The 16,211-nt window shown below is 64.3% G+C and carries 11 protein-coding genes; 4 read left to right on the top strand and 7 right to left on the bottom strand.

The features are described 5' to 3' along the window. Positions 1–203: 203 nt before the first annotated feature. The 3 genes from R2J76_RS20795 to R2J76_RS20805 are packed head-to-tail and all read right to left on the bottom strand — an operon-like array spanning position 204 to position 4,734. The gene (locus R2J76_RS20795; RefSeq protein WP_316413582.1) at positions 204–503 is read right to left on the bottom strand and encodes a hypothetical protein; all 300 of its coding nucleotides are present in this window, start codon (positions 501–503) and stop codon (positions 204–206) included. Further along, entirely contained in the window at positions 500–1,567 is a 1,068-nt protein-coding gene (xerC, locus tag R2J76_RS20800; protein ID WP_316413583.1) for a site-specific tyrosine recombinase XerC, read from the bottom strand. Before xerC ends, R2J76_RS20795 begins: the two co-directional genes overlap by 4 nt. Beyond that, entirely contained in the window at positions 1,567–4,734 is a 3,168-nt protein-coding gene (locus R2J76_RS20805) for a DNA primase (RefSeq protein WP_316413584.1), read from the bottom strand. The genes xerC and R2J76_RS20805 overlap by 1 nt, the downstream gene beginning before the upstream one ends. 148 nt (positions 4,735–4,882) lie before the next feature. On the opposite strand from R2J76_RS20805, the gene R2J76_RS20810 reads away from it, so the two are divergent. Continuing rightward, on the top strand, positions 4,883–5,239 hold the full coding sequence (locus R2J76_RS20810) for a helix-turn-helix domain-containing protein (RefSeq protein ID WP_316413585.1): 357 nt from the start codon (positions 4,883–4,885) through the stop codon (positions 5,237–5,239). Positions 5,240–5,376: 137 nt separating this feature from the next. Here the strand turns inward: R2J76_RS20810 and R2J76_RS20815 are convergent, their stop codons facing one another. Further along, positions 5,377–6,069 (bottom strand): recombinase family protein, encoded by a 693-nt coding sequence (locus R2J76_RS20815; protein WP_316413577.1) that lies wholly within the window; start codon positions 6,067–6,069, stop codon positions 5,377–5,379. Between the two features lie 515 nt (positions 6,070–6,584). Between R2J76_RS20815 and R2J76_RS20820 the strand changes: the two genes are divergently transcribed. Both R2J76_RS20820 and R2J76_RS20825 read left to right on the top strand, forming a co-directional pair. Next, the gene (locus R2J76_RS20820) at positions 6,585–6,920 is read left to right on the top strand and encodes a hypothetical protein (RefSeq protein ID WP_316413586.1); all 336 of its coding nucleotides are present in this window, start codon (positions 6,585–6,587) and stop codon (positions 6,918–6,920) included. Positions 6,921–7,079: 159 nt separating this feature from the next. Next, entirely contained in the window at positions 7,080–7,727 is a 648-nt protein-coding gene (locus tag R2J76_RS20825) for a hypothetical protein (protein ID WP_316413587.1), read from the top strand. Between the two features lie 310 nt (positions 7,728–8,037). On the opposite strand, the gene R2J76_RS20830 is transcribed toward R2J76_RS20825, so the two are convergent. The 3 genes from R2J76_RS20830 to R2J76_RS20840 form a co-directional block, all read right to left on the bottom strand. After that, a complete protein-coding gene (locus R2J76_RS20830) occupies positions 8,038–8,715 on the bottom strand; it encodes a hypothetical protein (RefSeq protein WP_316413588.1) in 678 nt (225 codons plus the stop codon). Positions 8,716–8,727: 12 nt separating this feature from the next. Further along, entirely contained in the window at positions 8,728–14,082 is a 5,355-nt protein-coding gene (locus R2J76_RS20835) for an RHS repeat domain-containing protein (protein ID WP_316413589.1), read from the bottom strand. A 464-nt stretch (positions 14,083–14,546) separates the two neighbouring features. Further along, entirely contained in the window at positions 14,547–15,038 is a 492-nt protein-coding gene (locus R2J76_RS20840; protein WP_316413590.1) for a nucleoside deaminase, read from the bottom strand. Between the two features lie 153 nt (positions 15,039–15,191). Here R2J76_RS20840 and R2J76_RS20845 point away from each other — a divergent pair, with 153 nt between their 5' ends. Next, positions 15,192–16,190: a BMP family lipoprotein gene (locus tag R2J76_RS20845; RefSeq protein WP_316413591.1), complete on the top strand. Its 999-nt coding sequence runs from the start codon at positions 15,192–15,194 to the stop codon at positions 16,188–16,190. The last annotated feature ends 21 nt before the right edge of the window (positions 16,191–16,211 follow it).

Genomic DNA, 16,211 nt, shown 5'->3' on the forward strand with positions numbered 1-16,211 from the left:
TCCCCTTGTACCGCAAGGCTTTTCAAAGACCGATCCGCCATTGTAGCCCCGGAGACCCCCCGATGCACCTTTCCCGCCGCGCCGAGGGCGGCAGCCAGGGAAGGCAGCTAAAGAAGGAACAACGGAACAGGGAGGCACCCCTCAGGGTAACCTCCCATTCCTTATTCCCCGCGCCTATTTGCCTTCAGCGCTGCCCTTCGGCTTCAGGGGCATCCTTCCCGCCGCCGCCACGCTGGACCCTCCTGGGCGCACTGGACGGCTTCCTCCAGGGTCCCGAACTTGCCCCAGCACGTGGGGCGGTCCCAGGCTCCCCCGTCCAGGCACCAGGTGTCGAACCGGACGCCGCCCGCCCATGCCTCGTTCGGTCCCGTGACCACGAACGGAAGGAACCACCAGGGCTGATGGCTGGCGGGTCTGCGTTCGTTGTCCGTGTCCCAGAAACGCTTCGGCAGCACGGGATTGATGGGGATGCCGTCGATGATCTTCTCAGCCCTGAGCTTCAATCCTCGCCCTCCTCATCCGCTTCCCGCTCCAGCGCCTCCAGGAGGGCTTCAGCGGTGGGTTCGGGGTCCAGGGCATGTCTCCCAGCCTCCGGGAGCCTTCCGGGGTGCGTGGCGGCGTGGACGCTCTTGAGGAGCCGGATGCTGACCTGGGTATAGATTTCCGTGGTGCTGAGTTCGGCGTGACCGAGCATCGCCTGGATGAACCGGATGTCCGCGCCACCCTCCAGCATGAGGGTCGCCATCGTGTGCCGGAATAAGTGACAGGCGCCCTTCTTGCCGACGCCCGACTTCTCCACGTAGATGCGCACCAGCCGCGTCATCGCGTTGGGGGCGAACGCCTCGCCCCATTCGGACAGGAACAGCGTCCCGTCATCCCTGCCCGTGACCAGTTCCGGGCGGGCGCTGTCCCGATACCGCTCGATCCACGCCAGCGCACGTTCTCCAATGGGAATGAGCCGGTCTTTCCTGCCCTTGCCCTGGCGGATCATGACGGTCCCGCGCTCCCGGTCGATGTTGTGGACTGTCAGGTTGATGAGTTCCAGCCGCCGCATCCCCGTGGAATAGAACGTCTCCAGGATGGCTCTGTCCCGCAGCCCGATGGAATTGCCCACCTCCGGGATCGCCAGCACCGTTTCAGCCTCCCGCGCCGTCAGGATGGCTTTGGGCAGCCGTTTCTCCAGCCGGGGCAGTTCCAGGTCCGTGGCAGGGCTGTAGAGCAGGTGCCCTTTCTTGACCAGCCACGAGAACCAATGCCGGATGGGGATGATCCTGGAATGCTGGCTGCGCGTGGACAGCGGCTCGCCATCCGCCTTGCGGTAGTAGAACAGGTAACGCTGATACCGCTCCAGGATGGGGCGGTCGATCTGGGCGGGCTTGGTCAGGCTGCGCTCATCACACCAGGCAATGAGGTAGCGCAGGTAGTTCTCCCGGGTCTCGATGGTCCGGGGGCTGTAGTTCTTCTCAGCCAGGAACGCCAGGTAGCGGAGCATGTGGTGGTAGAGGCTGTCCGGGTCGCGGACATCGCCAACCGGCGGACGCTGGCGATGCTGACCACGCCGGGGCATCAGTTCCCCCGGTCCATCTTCGGGTAGGACGTATCGGGGTAGGACGGCGGCACGTGAAACCCAGAAGTACCGCGTTTCTCACCATTGAGGGAAGCCGTTGCGGTCAATGCCATGTCCGGAGCGGCTTCAGGCTCGATGGAACCACCCCGAACGGACCCCGAATATGCCCCGAATACCCGCCGAATCAGCCCCGAATTTTCAGCCTCGCCACCCCGAATATTCTCGCCATCGCCCCGAATTTTCGCCGTCATACCCTCGGCTTCCAGCCGGTCGCCATCCATCAGCCCCAGAAGCCCGCCGCGTCCTTCGGCATCCTCGCCCTTGTAGAGCAGCTCGTATTCCACGGTCTTCCCGCGTCCCTTGTGGGGCAGCAGGAACTCCATCTCCACCAGCCGCCCCAGGTGCGTCCAGAGCTGGGTATCGCCCCATCCCAGGGCTTCCCGCGCCTGCCTCCGGGTGAAATGGAAAGCTGACGGGTCCATGCCGCGCCCCTCGCATTCCGCCTTCACCCAGCCGTGGATCAGCGTCAGCAGCTTGCGGGTCTGGGGCAGCAGCTCGTCCACCGTCCGGGAAAAGACCTCCTGGGCAAGCTCATTGGCGAGGGCGATGTCCTCCGGGGTGACCTCGATGTAGCGCAAGGAACCATGGGTCTTAACGTCCCGCTGGAACTGGTGCAGGAGGGCAATGGCGCGGATCAGCGTCAAATACTTCACGTGGTCGCGCCGGCTCCGGGTCTGGTCATCCCGGAAGCTGAGCTGGGCAGCATAGGGATTGACCACCGCCAGGGGCTGTAGCAGCCTCTGGGCGTTGCGGTGGAGCTTCAGCAGGCTATCCCGGCTCTCCCTCGCCAGCAGCCCTTCCAGCGTCTCCCGGCTGCGTTGCAGGGCATGGATGGCGCGGGTCTGTTCCCGGCTCTCATTGACGGTGAGCACCAGGCAGCGGTTCAGCAGCTCCTCGTCCAGGTCGATGGCGGTGGTGGTGAGGAACAGGGAAACCGGACCCTCCACCGTGTAGTCATGCGTCACCAGCATCCCCGACTGAGGGTCCTTGCCCGTGGACGCCATGGTGACCCTGCCTTCCGACTGGAGCAGCTTGAGGGCGTAGCTGGCTTGCTTCGCGCCCTCCTCCTCCGCAATGGCAAGGATCTTGTGTTGGAGGCTGCGGTCGCCCATGTAAAAGATGGATTGCCCGCTCATGGCGGAATAGCGGATCACGTCCTCCTCGGGAATCAGGTCCAGGACCGCATCCATCAGGCTGGATTTACCTGCCGCCGATGCCGACTGGATCAGCAGCGCCAGGGGGCGATCCAGGAGGCGGGACACCGCCGCCAGGTAGCCGGTGAGCTTGTTGGACTCCTCCCCCACCACCCCCAGCGCCTCGAAATCCTGGAGAATCCGCCGCATCAGGTCCGGGGACTTCAGCAGCTCCAGGGCTTCGGCATGTTCCGTCTCCGTGATGGGTGGCAGTTTGGCTTTCGCCGCGAGGGCTTCCGACAATGCGTCCGCCTGCATCGCCTCCACCTTGCGCAGCACCTTGCCCAGGTCCCGTTTCAGGGTGTCCTCGGATTCTCCCAGCTCCAGACCCGCCTGCCGGATGAAACCCGCCCTGGCTTTGGACTGGTAGAGGTCCAGCGTGTCCACGTGAAACGCTTCGCCCCTGGACACCATCAGGTTGACCTTGAGGGTTTCCGGGTTCAGCGGCTTCTCCCAGCCCCTGACGCGGTATTTACGCCCCTCCAGGCTCATATACAGGTCCTTGCCGTCCAGCTCGCAGGAAAGGTCATCCCCCGGCGCTGGAGGCACCGGAGAGGCTGGAATGGGCTCCAGGGCAGATTCCTGGACGGTTTCACGCATGGTTTCCCGGACGGGTTCCTGGATGGTTTCCCGGTTTCCCGGATGGGCGGGAATCCGGTTGGGAATCTGGTTTCCCGGCTTTCCGGAATCCCGGGAAAGCGGCTGAGGGATGGCAGCTAAAGAAGGAACAGGCTCGGGCGTCCTGGTGCTTTCTTCTTTAGCCGCCTTCTTTTCCTCCAGAACCGCACCCAGGCTGCGTTCGGGAGCCTTGCCGTTGCCCATCCAGACCGCGTTCCGGATCGCCAGCCCCAGGGACTTCATGGCGGGAGCCACTTTCAGGGCGTAGTCGTTCGCGTCCATCCCCTTGGGGAACTGGACCCGGAAACAGGCGATGCCCTGGTCCATGAGCTTCTGGGCGAGCTTGTCCGCGGCACGGTCCCCGGCGTCGTCCCGGTCATAGGCGATCAGCACCCGCTCCACGCCGCAGCTCTTGAACGCTTCCAGGTGGTCCGGGGTGAACCCCTCCACCCCATAGGCTGCGGTCACGTTGCGGTATCCCGCGCACCAGAACGTGAGGGCGTCGATCAGCGCCTCGCACAGGATGACCTCCTTGGAACCCTTCAAGCCCGCCACGTTCCACACGCCCTTGTGCGGTCCTGGCAGGTAGAGATGGTAGGGCGTCCCCTTGCGCAGGTTGTCCAGGAGCTTGCGCCCATAGACTTCGAGGATGTTGCCTTCCTCGTCCATCACGGGAATGACGAGGCTGCCGGTGAAATGCTCGTGTCCGGATTCCCGGTAGAGCCCGATCTTCTGGAGCCGCCCCCGGATTTCGCCCCCAGCCTTCACCGCCTTGATGGGCAGGCTGTAGCCCAGGGTCCGATTCGCATAGCCCAGCTTGAACCGCTCCACCGCCTCCGGGTGGTCGATTCCACGGGCTTTCAGGTAGTCCAGGGCTTCGGGGGCGGTCTTGAGGGTGTCGTGGTAGTAGGCGATGGTCTGCTGGAGGAGCGCCTGGTCATCGGCATCGAAGGTCACCGGGGACGGCAGCCGCCGCACGGAGCTGGCTTTCACGGAGGCTTCCACGGGAGCCATGGACAGGTCCGCCCGCAGCAGCTCCACCGCATGGCGGAAGCTGATGCCCTGGGTCTTCATCACCCAATCCACGGGACCGCCGCCCACGCCGCAGCCGAAGCAGTGCCAGAGGTTCTTGCCCGGCGTGACGATCAGGGAGCCTTCCGATTCCTCGTGGAACGGGCATTTCCCCGTCCGGTCCTTGCCGGTTTTCGTCAGCACGATCCCCGAGGCTTCCACCAGGCGCTCAACCGACACTTCCACCTTCAGGCGCTCCAGTTCCTCATCCGGGATGCGAGCCATGGGTTCCTCCGTCCGACCCAAAACGTGTCAAGGGGGTTTCTTGAAAATGTTCCTGGTTGAGCGTTACAGCCAGTGGGTGTAGAGTCAAGCCCGAACCCCGGAAAGGAGACCTAAGCTCATGGCAGTTCGCATTCTCGGCGGGACCCCCATGAACGACCAGGACGCCCCTTTCTTCCAGGCTCTCGGCAGCCGCATCGCCAGCGCCCGCAAAGCCCTGAATCGCACCCAGCAGGAGCTTGCCGACCAGCTCGGCGTCGCCCAGCAGACCTATGCCAAATGGGAGATGGGACGCGCCCGCATCCAGGTGGACATGCTCCCCCGGCTGGCGCAGGGCTTGCAGGTGTCCATGGACGAGCTGGTGGGCGTGAAAACGGGTCCGCAGCCCAAACGCGGTCCCGCGAACAAATTCGAGAAACGCATCGAGCGGATGCGCAAGCTTCCCCGGACCAAACAGCAGCTCATCCTGGACATGCTGGACGCCTTCCTCGCCAAAGCGAGCCACTGAGCCTGTTTCTTCTTTAGCAGCCAGACCGAAAAGCCCGCCCCCGTTACGACCACTGGGGGTTGGGGGTCTTTTCTTAGCGGCTATAGAAAGAAGGAACGCCGCGAGCCGAAAGCCCTCATAGGGGCTGCGCCGCCGCATCAACCCGCCTTGAGGATGCGGGCGATCTGGATTGCCTGGAACGGCTTGCCCGCCCGGGAGGTGATCCCCACCTCGGACAGGCGCCTGCCGATGGTCCGCAGGGACGCCCCGGCTTCATGGAACCGCTGGATGAGCTGGACCACCTCCCGCTCCTCCGGGACCGCCTGGAGGGCACCTTCCACGCAGCGGTAGCCATACGGCTCGAATCCGCCCGTGTAGCGCCCGGACTGCTTCAGGTGCTTCATCGCCATGGACGTGCGCTCACTGATCACGTCCCGCTCGAATTCGGAGAGGACCGCCAGCATCCGGAACACCATCTTGCCCGTGGAGGACGTGGTGTCGATCTTCTCGGACAACGACACCAGGTCCGCGCCCTTGCGGTCCAGGCTCTCGGCGATCAGCAGCGTGTCCCGCGTGGATCGCGCCAGCCGGCTCAGGCTGTAGACCACCAGGGACTCGCCCCGTCCTACGGCTCGGAGGGCGTCCTGGAGCGCGGGACGGTTATCGCAGCGCCCGCCGCTCAGTCCCCGGTCCACATGGACTTCCACCAGCTCGTAGCCGTTGCCCTGGCACCAGCCCCGGATGCGTTCCGTCTGCGCGTCCAGGCTCACCCCGAAGTCCGCCTGGTCCGCCGTCGAAACCCGGACGTAGCCGTAGGCTCGCAGCGTTCCGTTCGCCTTCCGTGGACCCATTCCCCTGCTCCTGGCTGTGACAGCGGGTTCCCGCCGTGACGAAAGGACCGCGCCGGTCCCTTCCAAAGGCAGTGATCCCCACGGATCACCGGGAGAAGCCACGCGCCCTCCATCCCTGCGTTTTTCCGTCAGGGGCGGGAGGCTTGCGGGTGGCTGGGAGGGGCACGGATTCAGGCAAAGCGAGGAGGGGCGGGGTTTTCCCGGATTCGTGTTGGCTGCCCAGAACAGCCACGGGTGGTCGAATTACGAACCGGGGCAAGGAACGTCAGGGTGACCACCGCTGGCTCTAGGATGGGTCTTCCGAAACCCAAGCCGCTCCGACCTAACATGTTAGGAACCCCGTCAGGGCTGGGTTTGAGCCAGGTTGCCGTCCGGGGCGAGGGCGGGCTTCGGGGCTGAGGTGGTCACCGCGTGGAGGGTCGGCGGCGGCGTGGCTGCGGATCGGAACCCGGGTGGTATTTGGTTGAGTCGGCGGGCATGTCGCCCCTGACACCCCATCCGTCAGGAGGCATCCCATGACCACCACGCCCACCCCGATCCCCGGCAGCCGTCGCCAGAATCCTTTCCAGAACGTCCCCATCCCCGTCCCGATTGAGGGCTGGAACCTCCGGGCTGCGGACATCTTCCGGGAACGTCCCCTCGCTGACCACCTGGAGCGCAATAGGGCTTGGCTCCAGGCTCGTCCCCGAACCTCCAACCAGATCGAGGACGCCCTGTTCCCTTCCTTCGCCTTGGGCGGGATGGAGTCCAGGGAGGTGCGCAGCCTCCTGAACCGCGCCCTGTGGGATGCCGGGTTCACTCCCAGCCATGAGGACGCGAACCCCACCTGGACGTGGACGGACGGCATCTGAAACCCGCACATCGGCGCTCCCGTCCCTGCCCATGGAGGCACGGCACGGGGGCGTTCCCGGGCTGCCCTCGCCTCAAGGCGTCCGTGTAGCCACCCACCCACCCACAGGAACCCCGACCGCTCCTGCGGCGAGATTCGTTCTCAATTTGAAGGCGACCCCATGCCTGAATCCTCTGCCTCGTCCCCGAACGTGACCACCACGCCCTCCATCCGCACCGGCACCCTCAACCGGAAGCCCTGGGTGCCCTCCTCCTCCAGCGCCTCCGACCGGCTGAAGCAGGCGCTGTGGTACCTCACCCAGGAATTCGACTACGGGACCGCCCGCAGCCACCCCAACCCCGTGATGCCCCTGGCGACGGCGGTCTGCAATCTCCGGAACTACCACAAGCAGAGCAAGGCAAGCACGGTGCGGCTGATCCGCGACCACTTCAACTCCAGGGCTGGCTATGCCTGGTCACCGGAGGGCATCCGCCTTGTCTGGAAGGAGGTGGAGCGGTTCACGCCGAGCCTGGGGCTGATTGACGAGAAAGCCATTGCCAAGCAGCGGAAGGCGTTCCTGGAGAACGAGGTGGTCGATCTCATCGCCTGGACGGTGCCGGGCGAGAGGGTGTGGGACAAGGAGCTGGAGCGGGTCTTCCGGGAATGGAACCCGGAGCTTGAGATCACGTTCACCGGGAACCTGTTCACCCGCGCCGTCAAAGCCGTCAACGGCATGAGCAAAACGTCCATCGGCGGGCGCTACTACTGGGAGGGCTTCCACCTGCCCACGGCTGAGGAGGTGGCGGTGGCTGCGGGGAAGGCGGCTTGAGCGGGGCGGTGTACTTCCCGGGTTGCCCTTCCATAACCAGGTTCCAGGGACCGTCAGACGAAGGAACGTCTGGTAGCCAGAGCAAAGCAGCCCGCGAGAGGCGGGAGGGTGGAGGCGACGTGTTGCGGGTCAGATACCCCACCACCCGCTTCGGTTCCTCGCCTGCGCAGGTCCTCAGGGACCCGCTCAGGCTCGTAAACGTCGCTCTTGTAACAGGCGTCGTCAGCAGCCATGAAAATGCCCCGGAGAACCGGGGCACATGTGACGCCTTGAAATTCATCCGGGTACTACTCGCTGCCTGCCACGGCGTTCACGGCTTCTTTTGCAAAGTGGCATCAGGCTTCACCCAGAAGTAAACGAAGCCATTCTTGATTTCCATTTTGCATCCATTCTTAAACAATGCAATATCAGCACTGTCATCAGACCCAAGCCTAATAAACTTATAGGGCTGAATGCTAGAGCTGAGTGCCGGGTCTGTTGCATCAAAATTCTTAAATATAGGCATCCGTCCTTCCTGAGTTAGGAACCCATACGAGGTATTTTCCAATACCTTCCTAACATCAATGATTGCACATTCACGCGAGCCCCATCCCCACCACAGCACACGTCCACCGTCGAGCGGAACCCAAATGGGATATTCGGCATAGCTCAGATCAGTCGGCAATACAGATGGGACGGCGCTTACCATGAAAATTCGCCTTTTTTCATGGACTCCAATTATCAATGTCCATTTTTTATTAGTATTACCTGTTATCCAATATAAATCAATATTTCCGTCAGGAGAATTAAGAACGGTCGACCGTGCAGCCTTGCCTATAATCGCAGATATTTGGATTGAATCATTTCTGCTTCTGACATGAAATCGATCGAACACGCTTTGGTAGATCAGGCGGCGTTCAACCCTTTGAGCTAGCAGGCTGTTAAGGTCTGCGCCATATGACCAACCGGAAGCCATAAATACTATTGTGGCAATAAGACAATTTCTCATGTCACCACCCTGTCAATTTGCCGAAGTATTGAGAAAAATAATCCGCGCATCACCATTGGAAACAGCACTGCGCATTGCCTGAATTAGCCTTTGCCCGTTTGAATCTGGTCGCACCAACCAACACCCCTGACTAAAAGGTCTTGCATGGTTGCCAGATAAGGAAGATCGAGGAGCATTCCAACTCCCTCCCGCATTATTTGGCATTGGCGGATGGAGGTGAATATTGTCTTGCCTAAAGGCTCCACCCTGATTCGGATTTGCCGCACTTGTAGGCAGAACGCCACTACCACCTTGAGTAGTCACAGCAACCGTTGGAAATCCGCCATTAGGACTATTTGCATGATGCGTAACATTTGTCCAAGAATAAACACCATTTGCCGTAGGTGCCCCATCACTCGCACTGTCTGGGGTAGTCTTCATATCCGCTTGAACAACGCTGCGCTGGTTCGAATCAGTCATCTGAAGACCAGACTCAAGGCTGAACGAGAGCGTAGTGGTTGCCTGCGTTAGTGTCGCAGTAGCGTTGTATTCACCGCTGCCTCCATTCACAACACTAAGCTGGGTAGTCGTAAAAGTTGTTGAGGCGAGAACTGTTTGCGACCGCTTTTCCTCATCCTGCCGCCGTCTTCCAGCATTCTCATTTTCGCTGGCCCCCGCCCCTGCGGTGGGAACCCCACTATCCGCCTTCGTAGCAGAGGTCGTTTTGTTCTTATCCTTTTCCTCCTCCCTCGCCAGTCCCGTGGGGTCCGTGGTCATGACCGGATTGTTCTGCACGTAGCTGTTGATGTTCCAGCTCTGGGTGAACTCGAAATGCTGGTCCCTGGCCGGATCGGGGCTCGCGAACCGTCCGTATTGCGGCAGGTAGAACCGCGCCTGCATGTATATCAGCCCCGATGCATCCGTCTGCTCATGTCCCGTGAACCCCTTCGCTGTCCGGAAGGTCCCCGACTGCTCGAGGAGTTCACCGAAGGGCAGGTATTTCTGCCGCGATTCAACCGTCCCCGCGGGGCCCGTGACCACCCGGGGGCTTCCCAGGTGGTCCACCTGGGTGACGTGGAGGCCTGCGGAATCCCGTTCCGCCGTGCCCTGGGTGCCCACGTAGAAGACGTCACGCGTCCATGTCAAGGATCCGCTGGGACTGACCTCCCACTGGCTCACCAGCTGCCGGGCATCATTGTAGAGCTGAATCCGGGATTTCTGGTAGGTCCCCCCGAGATAGTCCTGGATGACGGTGCGCAGGCCGTCGGCACGGTATTGGTACCGCTCCTGGACCCCGCGGGAGGAATGCTCCACCGAGGTCACCCGGCCCAGGGCATCGTAGCCCAGGGTGATCACCTTGCCCGACTCCCCGGGGCGCTCAAAGACCTGGGTGAGGTTTCCCTGGGCATCGTACTGGGCGCCGGTGTAGGCGCCGTTGGCCATCTGAACGGGCAGACGGTTGTGGCCCCACAGCGCGGCATCGTTGGGATCGAAACTCACGTAGGCCGTGGAGGGGCAAACGGTTCCCGGGCTGGTGGTCGCTCCGCTGATCCGGTTCCCGAAGGCGTCGTAGGTGAAGGTCTGGCTCTGCGGGCCGTAACTCGGACTCTGGAGGGTGGCGGAGACGAGGCGATTGAGCGCGTCATAGCCGAACACGTCCGTCTCCAGGGTCCTGAGATCCAGGACCTGGGCCAGGTTCCCGGCGGGATCGTACGCGTAGCCCCAGCGCTCCAGGGCGGCGTTTCCCGCACCGAAGTGCTCCAGGGTCCCCAGCCGCATCTGGTCCGGGCCGTAGGAGAAGTGGCTGGATGCCCCGTTTCCGTAGGCCACGGCCCGGGGAAGCCAGCTCACCGGCTCGAAGCTGGTCGACCAGTCGCTGCTGTCCGCGATGGTCTGGCCTCCGCTCGAGAGGAGCCTGGGGAGGCCGGCGGCTTCGAAATAGCTTTGGGTCCAGTCCGCGTGCCCCGTGGAACCCGAGGTCCGGTTGCCATACGCGTCGTAGCCCAGCGTCTGGGTGAGACTCTGGCCCGCGGCCAGGGTCGTCAAGGTGCTGAGCCGCCCGGTGGTGCCGTCGTACCCGTACGTGGCCTGGATCTGCCCATCCTGGCTCCAGGCGGGCTTGCCTCTGCCGCCGGGCGCCGTGTCATAGGTGAAGCTCTGGTTCACGGTGCCGTCGCTGGAAACGACGGAAAGCACCCGGCCCAGCCCGTCGGGGGTGGCCGTCACGGACCTGCCGTTGTAGTCCGTGACCTGGGGCCGGCCCGCGACCGTGAATCCGGAATAGGTGGTGGTGCCGCTTTCCGGCTGCTCCAGCGAGGTGAGCCAGCCCAGCGCGTTGTAGGTCCAGGACCGGGCCTGGCTGTGGGAACCGCTGGACTGGCTCACGCTGACGAGGCGGTTCGAGGCGTCGTAGCCGTAGGCGGCCACCTGGCCCAGGGCGTCCGTGACCGCCTTCAGGCGGCCCGCGGCGTCATGGAGGAACTGCGTCGTGCGGGTGCCGGCAACGGTCACCACCTTCTTGAATCCGGCCGATGCCGGGTAGGCGGTCACGGTGGTCAGGCCGGCCGGATCGATGGACGTGTCGGCCCTTCCCCGGGAATCGTAGGTGAGCGAAGAACCCCGGTACAGCGCCGCGGTCACGGTGGTCGTGGGCGGGCTGGTCTGCCACTGGAGGCAGGCCCTTTCGCCGGTATCGGGATTGATGGCGCCCCACTTCTTACAGACGGATTCCCCGGGGACCGTCACGGTCGTTTGGCGGGTCAGGTTCGGGAGCATCCACTGGGTCTCGTGGTCGGCTCCGTCCCCGGACAACCAGACCGTTTCACCCGTGGGGCGGCCCGCGCCGTCGTAGCCGTGGATCCGGTGGGACCACCCGCCGTTGGGGTCGAGGCGACGCTCCAGGACGAGTTCTCCGTACCCGTTATAGCGGAGCGCCTGGACCTGGGCGCCGCGGGTGACGGTCAGGCCCCGGTGGGAAACGTCGTCGTAGGCGATCTCCGTGGCCTGCATGCCGGGCGGCGTGATGCGGGTGAGGCGTCCGGCCCCGTCCCACTCGAACGTGGTCGTCCGGTTGTCGGCGTCACGCTGGGCCGTTGGCCGGCCCACTTCGTCCTGGTCCTGGCCCGAGGTCAGGAGGAGGCCGGCGTTGGGCCGGACGCCGATGCTCGACAGATAGCCGTTGCCGTCGTACCCGTAGGCGGCGACGCCCATGCTCCCGCTGAAGGCGAGGCCGTTGGGACTGGAAAGGGTCGCCTTCAGCATTTCGGCGGCGGCAAGGCCCGAGGCTCCCTGGTAATCCAGGGTGGTGACCACGGCAAGGCTCGCCGGGTCCCCCGTGGTCACGGACCTGAGGGTATTCAGGGCACCATCCCGTTCCCGGGCCACCTTGGGTGGAGGATTCGCGGTGCTGCCGTTCTGGGTCGCGTCGGTTCCCCGGGAGGTGGTCTCGGTGGCCACCCGGCCGAGGAGCCACTGGGGGATCCGCGAATCGAGGGTTCGGACCACCAGGTCCTCCGTGCCCGACGCCGCCCCCGGCGAGCTCCAGCCGGCGCCCTGGCTGGCCAGATTCCACACGTCGAACCCGAGGGAGGGGGAGGCGGATAGCGCCGTGGTGCGGTGGACCTGGGTCCACCCCAGGCCGGAGGCCTCCCAGTTCGTCGTCTCCTCCGCGGTGAAGGTCTGGGCATCCTTGTCCCAGGTGCGGGTGCGGGTCGCATAGGGCACCGGGTAGTCCGTCAGCACCCCCCGGGCGTTGCCCGGGGCGTGCACGCTGAGGCGGTCCTTCACCACCCACTTGTAGGCCGAGCTGGCGCCGGGATCGGGGGTCGGCAGGTCCGCCTCCCAACCCACTCCGGCCGCGTAGTAGCGGGTCTCGCGCTCCACGTGCTTGAGGTAGGCCAGGAATTGCATCCCGTTCGCGGGGTCGGGCTCCACGAACCGGTGGACGGCCACCTGCCCGTCGGGGGTCGTGACGGCCGTGTAGAACGCGGTGGAAACCCAGGACTCGGTCAGATCGGTGCCGACGGGCGGCACCGCGGTGAGCCAGTTGAGCTGCGGCACGACCCGGGTGTAGCCGGTGGCGCGTTCCGAGCCGGATATCAGGTCCGCATCCGTCAGGCCCGACACGCCGAAGGCCCAGGAAGGACGCCGCTGGCTGGACGGGGCGATGCCCCAGGCGTTGGGGGAGCTGTTGGCCTGGTAGGTGTACGGCTTCCAGTCAAGGGTGACGATCCGGTTGGGCAGGGTCACGCTCCTCAGGACGGTCGGCGAAACGGTCACGCCATCCCAGGTCGCGCCGGTCCCGGCCACGGCGTACGCGAACTGGACGGATTCGCCCGTATCCGTTTGCTGGACCTTCACGGGCTGGAGGCAGTGGGCGGCCTCGCCCCAGACCACGTTCATTTTCCGCTGGCCGTGGAGCTGCTTCGTGACGGCGCTGTCCGGTTCGCCTCCGGTTTCCAGGGTCAACGCCTCCATGGGTTTCGGGCAGCCCAGATCCAGCAGGAAGCTGGAAACGGGGTGGCTGATGCCTTGGTAGGAGACCCGGACCCGCGTCAGGGCGCCCATGCCATAGGCGCTGGAGACCAGGCTCGGCATGCCCGGCGCCCCCACGGATCCCTCCACGGCGACCTGGATCCGGACCGATGGGTTCGTGCTCCACGTGGCGGTGTAGCCGATCCCATCCGGAGCGTAGGTGAAGTCGACGCGTTCCCCGAAGCGGTTCCGGATGTGGGTGAGGGCATAGTTGGCGCTGAAGAGGGAGGTGCGGGACGTGTTGACGAGGTAGGGACGGAGCTGGGTCCGGAATCGGTGGCTCACATAGGTGAACTCGTAGGCCACATCCCCCTCCACCACCAGGATCCGCCTGGGCCAGCGGCACTGGATGGCATTCGTGTCGATGCTCTCCTGGTAGTGCCAGTCCTGCACGTCCCCGGCGGCGTCCAGGATCCCCAGAATCAAGGCGCCCGTGGATCCCACCTGGATGAAGGGCGCCGCCGGATACCCCACATCGCCGGCGAGGGTCCCCAGGCTTCCGGACACGCCGAATTGCGCGAGGAGCTGCCCGGCCGCGGCGGCCGTCATGGAAGGCGGTACCGTGCCCACGAGGGTCCCGCCTCCGCCGGGAAGGCTGTACGCGCTCTGGGTTTCATCCGTTGAACCCAGCGCCAGGTCGAAGGAGCCTGGCGAGAAGCTCGAGGTTCCGTATCCGCGCTGGTAGATCGTGTCCACGGTGGTCGTGTTGTAGTACAGGGTTCCGCGGCTGCTTACCTGGGCCACGTAGGTCTCGAAAATGGAACTGACCGCCACCTGGGGAGCGATCCGGAGGCTCAGGGTCGGCCGGAAGGTGAGTCCGCGCTGCCCGATGCCCGGGCCGAACGGGATCTCCATGCTCGCCGCACCCGAGGCGACGTCCACCTGGACGCCCGCATTCAGGGTGGCCGGTCCTTTCGCCCGATCGAATTTCACTTCGGAAAAGCTGGATTGAAAGGACTGGGCCCGAAGAACCCCGGGCATTCCCACCAGGGCCAGGGTGATGAACAGCAGATTAATGGATGTGCTCAAAAGCCGGTAACGCCATTTACGCACAGAACTCCCCCTCGGCATTGCGAGTTAATAACTAAAGCAATTATGTTTAAACAGGTGTTCACCCAGCATTTATGCCATGGGATCTGAATTCAATCCGAGGGCATGGGTTGGGTTGGAGACAGGCTACACCCGATCCCGGCCCGGGCCGGAAAATTTCCCTGAACGGTCGAAAACGGGGGATGAACGGGTCGAAGCGGAGGAGGGTTCCCGGGCCGGCGGCCGGATTTGGGCCCCGGAAAAGGGGTGTGCAGGTCCCGGGAAGGGGGCTATCTCTTCCAAAAGCCCCGGTGCAACGCGGCGACTTCCTCCTCCACCTCCGGGACCGGGCCGATGACCTGGATGTCCTTCTGGCCGTGGGCGTAGAGGTACCTCGCCGGCACATCCAGGGTAGGGTTTTCCGGGTCGTTGCCGGTCAGTTCCAGGAGGCGCCGCTCCTCCAGGCCATACACCAGGCGGCCGATGTTGGCCCAGTACTGGGTGGCGGCGCACATGGCGCAGGGTTCCACCGTGGTGTAGAGGGTGCAGTCCCAGAGGTACCCGGGGGTGAAGTTCATGTCGGCGGTGCGGGCCAGGACGCTTTCGGCGTGGTTCACCGTGCTCACGTTGCCCTGCTCCAGGAGGACCGTCTCGTGGTCGGGGGCCACGAGGAGGGCGCCGAAGGGGTGGCGGCCCATGGCCACGGCGCGGGCGGCGATGGCGTTGGCCCGGCGCAGGTGGCGCAGGATCTGGCCGGGCGTGGGTCCGGATCGGTGGGTCATGGGCGGGCCTCCAGGACGTCAGGGGGGAGGTAATCAGGGTAATGGGGAGGGATGGATAATTTTTTATTATTGCGGGAAAAAAACAGATCATCCCGGGGGGTCCTGGTACAATTGCACGCGACAAATCTTTCCAACCCAATCAGGAGGCAGACCATGAGGAAGCCATTTCTCGCTCTGGGAGCGGTGTTTGCGTTCACCTGCGGGCTCACCGCCGCCCCCCCCAAGGGCAAGGTCAAGATCGCCCTCATCGTGGAATCCACGGTGGACGACAAGGGGTGGTGCCAGTCCATGCACGACGCCATCAAGGCCGTCCAGAAGGAGTACGGTCCGGCCAAGGTGGAGTACAGCTACAGCGAGAAGATGAAGCCCGTGGACGCGGGCTCCGCGGCGCGCCAGTACGCCTCCAGCAAGTTCGACATCATCATCTGCCACGGCGCCCAGTACAAGAACCTGGTCACCGAAATGGCCCCGGACTTCAAGGACACCACCTTCGTGTTCGGCACCAGCGCGGACATCGGCGGAAAGAACGTCTTCACCTACATGCCCGAGAGCGAGGAGACCGGCTACCTCAACGGCATCATCGCGGGCATGGTCACCAAGTCGAACATCCTGGGCCTGGTGGGCCCCGTGGACGGCGGCGACGCGGCCCGCTACGACCGGGGCTTCGTCCTGGGCGTCCGCGCCGCCAACCCCAAGGCCAGCGTCAAGGTCGCCCACACCGGCAGCTTCGGCGACTTCGTGAAGGCCTCCGAGCTGGCCCAGACCCAGATGAAGGCCGGCGCCGACTTCCTCACCGGCTCCTCCCAGCAGGCCATGGGCGCCCTGCGCGCCGTCGCCGCCAGCCCCAACAAGAACATCTGGTGGGCGGGCCAGGACATCTCCCAGCTGCACGTGGCCGAATCCCCCCGGGTGCTGGCGGCCTCCAGCTACAACTACACCACCGTGGTCCAGGTGCTCATCGCCAAGCGCGAGGCGGGCGTCAAGGGCGGGGAGAACATCCCCCTCAACTTCGCCAACAAGGGCTTCGTCTTCGCCTACAACGACAAGGTGGGCAAGGTGCTGACCCCGGCCATCCGCAAGGCCGTGGACAAGGCCAAGGCCGACTTGGCCGCCGGCAAGCTCAAGCTGGCCTGGAAGGAAGTTAAGTTCTAGCGCAGCACAGGAACATGGGCC

Origin of the sequence: Mesoterricola silvestris, assembly GCF_030295405.1 — a bacterium.
Classification (GTDB): Bacteria; Acidobacteriota; Holophagae; order Holophagales; family Holophagaceae; genus Mesoterricola; species Mesoterricola silvestris.

Excerpts from the sequence above, each read along its gene's own strand:
- xerC (WP_316413583.1), bottom strand. The coding sequence starts at position 1,567 with ATGCCCCGGCGTGGTCAGCATCGCCAGCGTCCGCCGGTTGGCGATGTC.
- R2J76_RS20810 (WP_316413585.1), top strand. The coding sequence starts at position 4,883 with ATGAACGACCAGGACGCCCCTTTCTTCCAGGCTCTCGGCAGCCGCATC.
- R2J76_RS20825 (WP_316413587.1), top strand. The coding sequence starts at position 7,080 with ATGCCTGAATCCTCTGCCTCGTCCCCGAACGTGACCACCACGCCCTCC.
- R2J76_RS20830 (WP_316413588.1), bottom strand. The coding sequence starts at position 8,715 with ATGAGAAATTGTCTTATTGCCACAATAGTATTTATGGCTTCCGGTTGG.
- R2J76_RS20840 (WP_316413590.1), bottom strand. The coding sequence starts at position 15,038 with ATGACCCACCGATCCGGACCCACGCCCGGCCAGATCCTGCGCCACCTG.
- R2J76_RS20845 (WP_316413591.1), top strand. The coding sequence starts at position 15,192 with ATGAGGAAGCCATTTCTCGCTCTGGGAGCGGTGTTTGCGTTCACCTGC.
- R2J76_RS20805 (WP_316413584.1), bottom strand. The coding sequence starts at position 4,734 with ATGGCTCGCATCCCGGATGAGGAACTGGAGCGCCTGAAGGTGGAAGTG.
- R2J76_RS20820 (WP_316413586.1), top strand. The coding sequence starts at position 6,585 with ATGACCACCACGCCCACCCCGATCCCCGGCAGCCGTCGCCAGAATCCT.
- R2J76_RS20815 (WP_316413577.1), bottom strand. The coding sequence starts at position 6,069 with ATGGGTCCACGGAAGGCGAACGGAACGCTGCGAGCCTACGGCTACGTC.
- R2J76_RS20835 (WP_316413589.1), bottom strand. The coding sequence starts at position 14,082 with ATGGAGATCCCGTTCGGCCCGGGCATCGGGCAGCGCGGACTCACCTTC.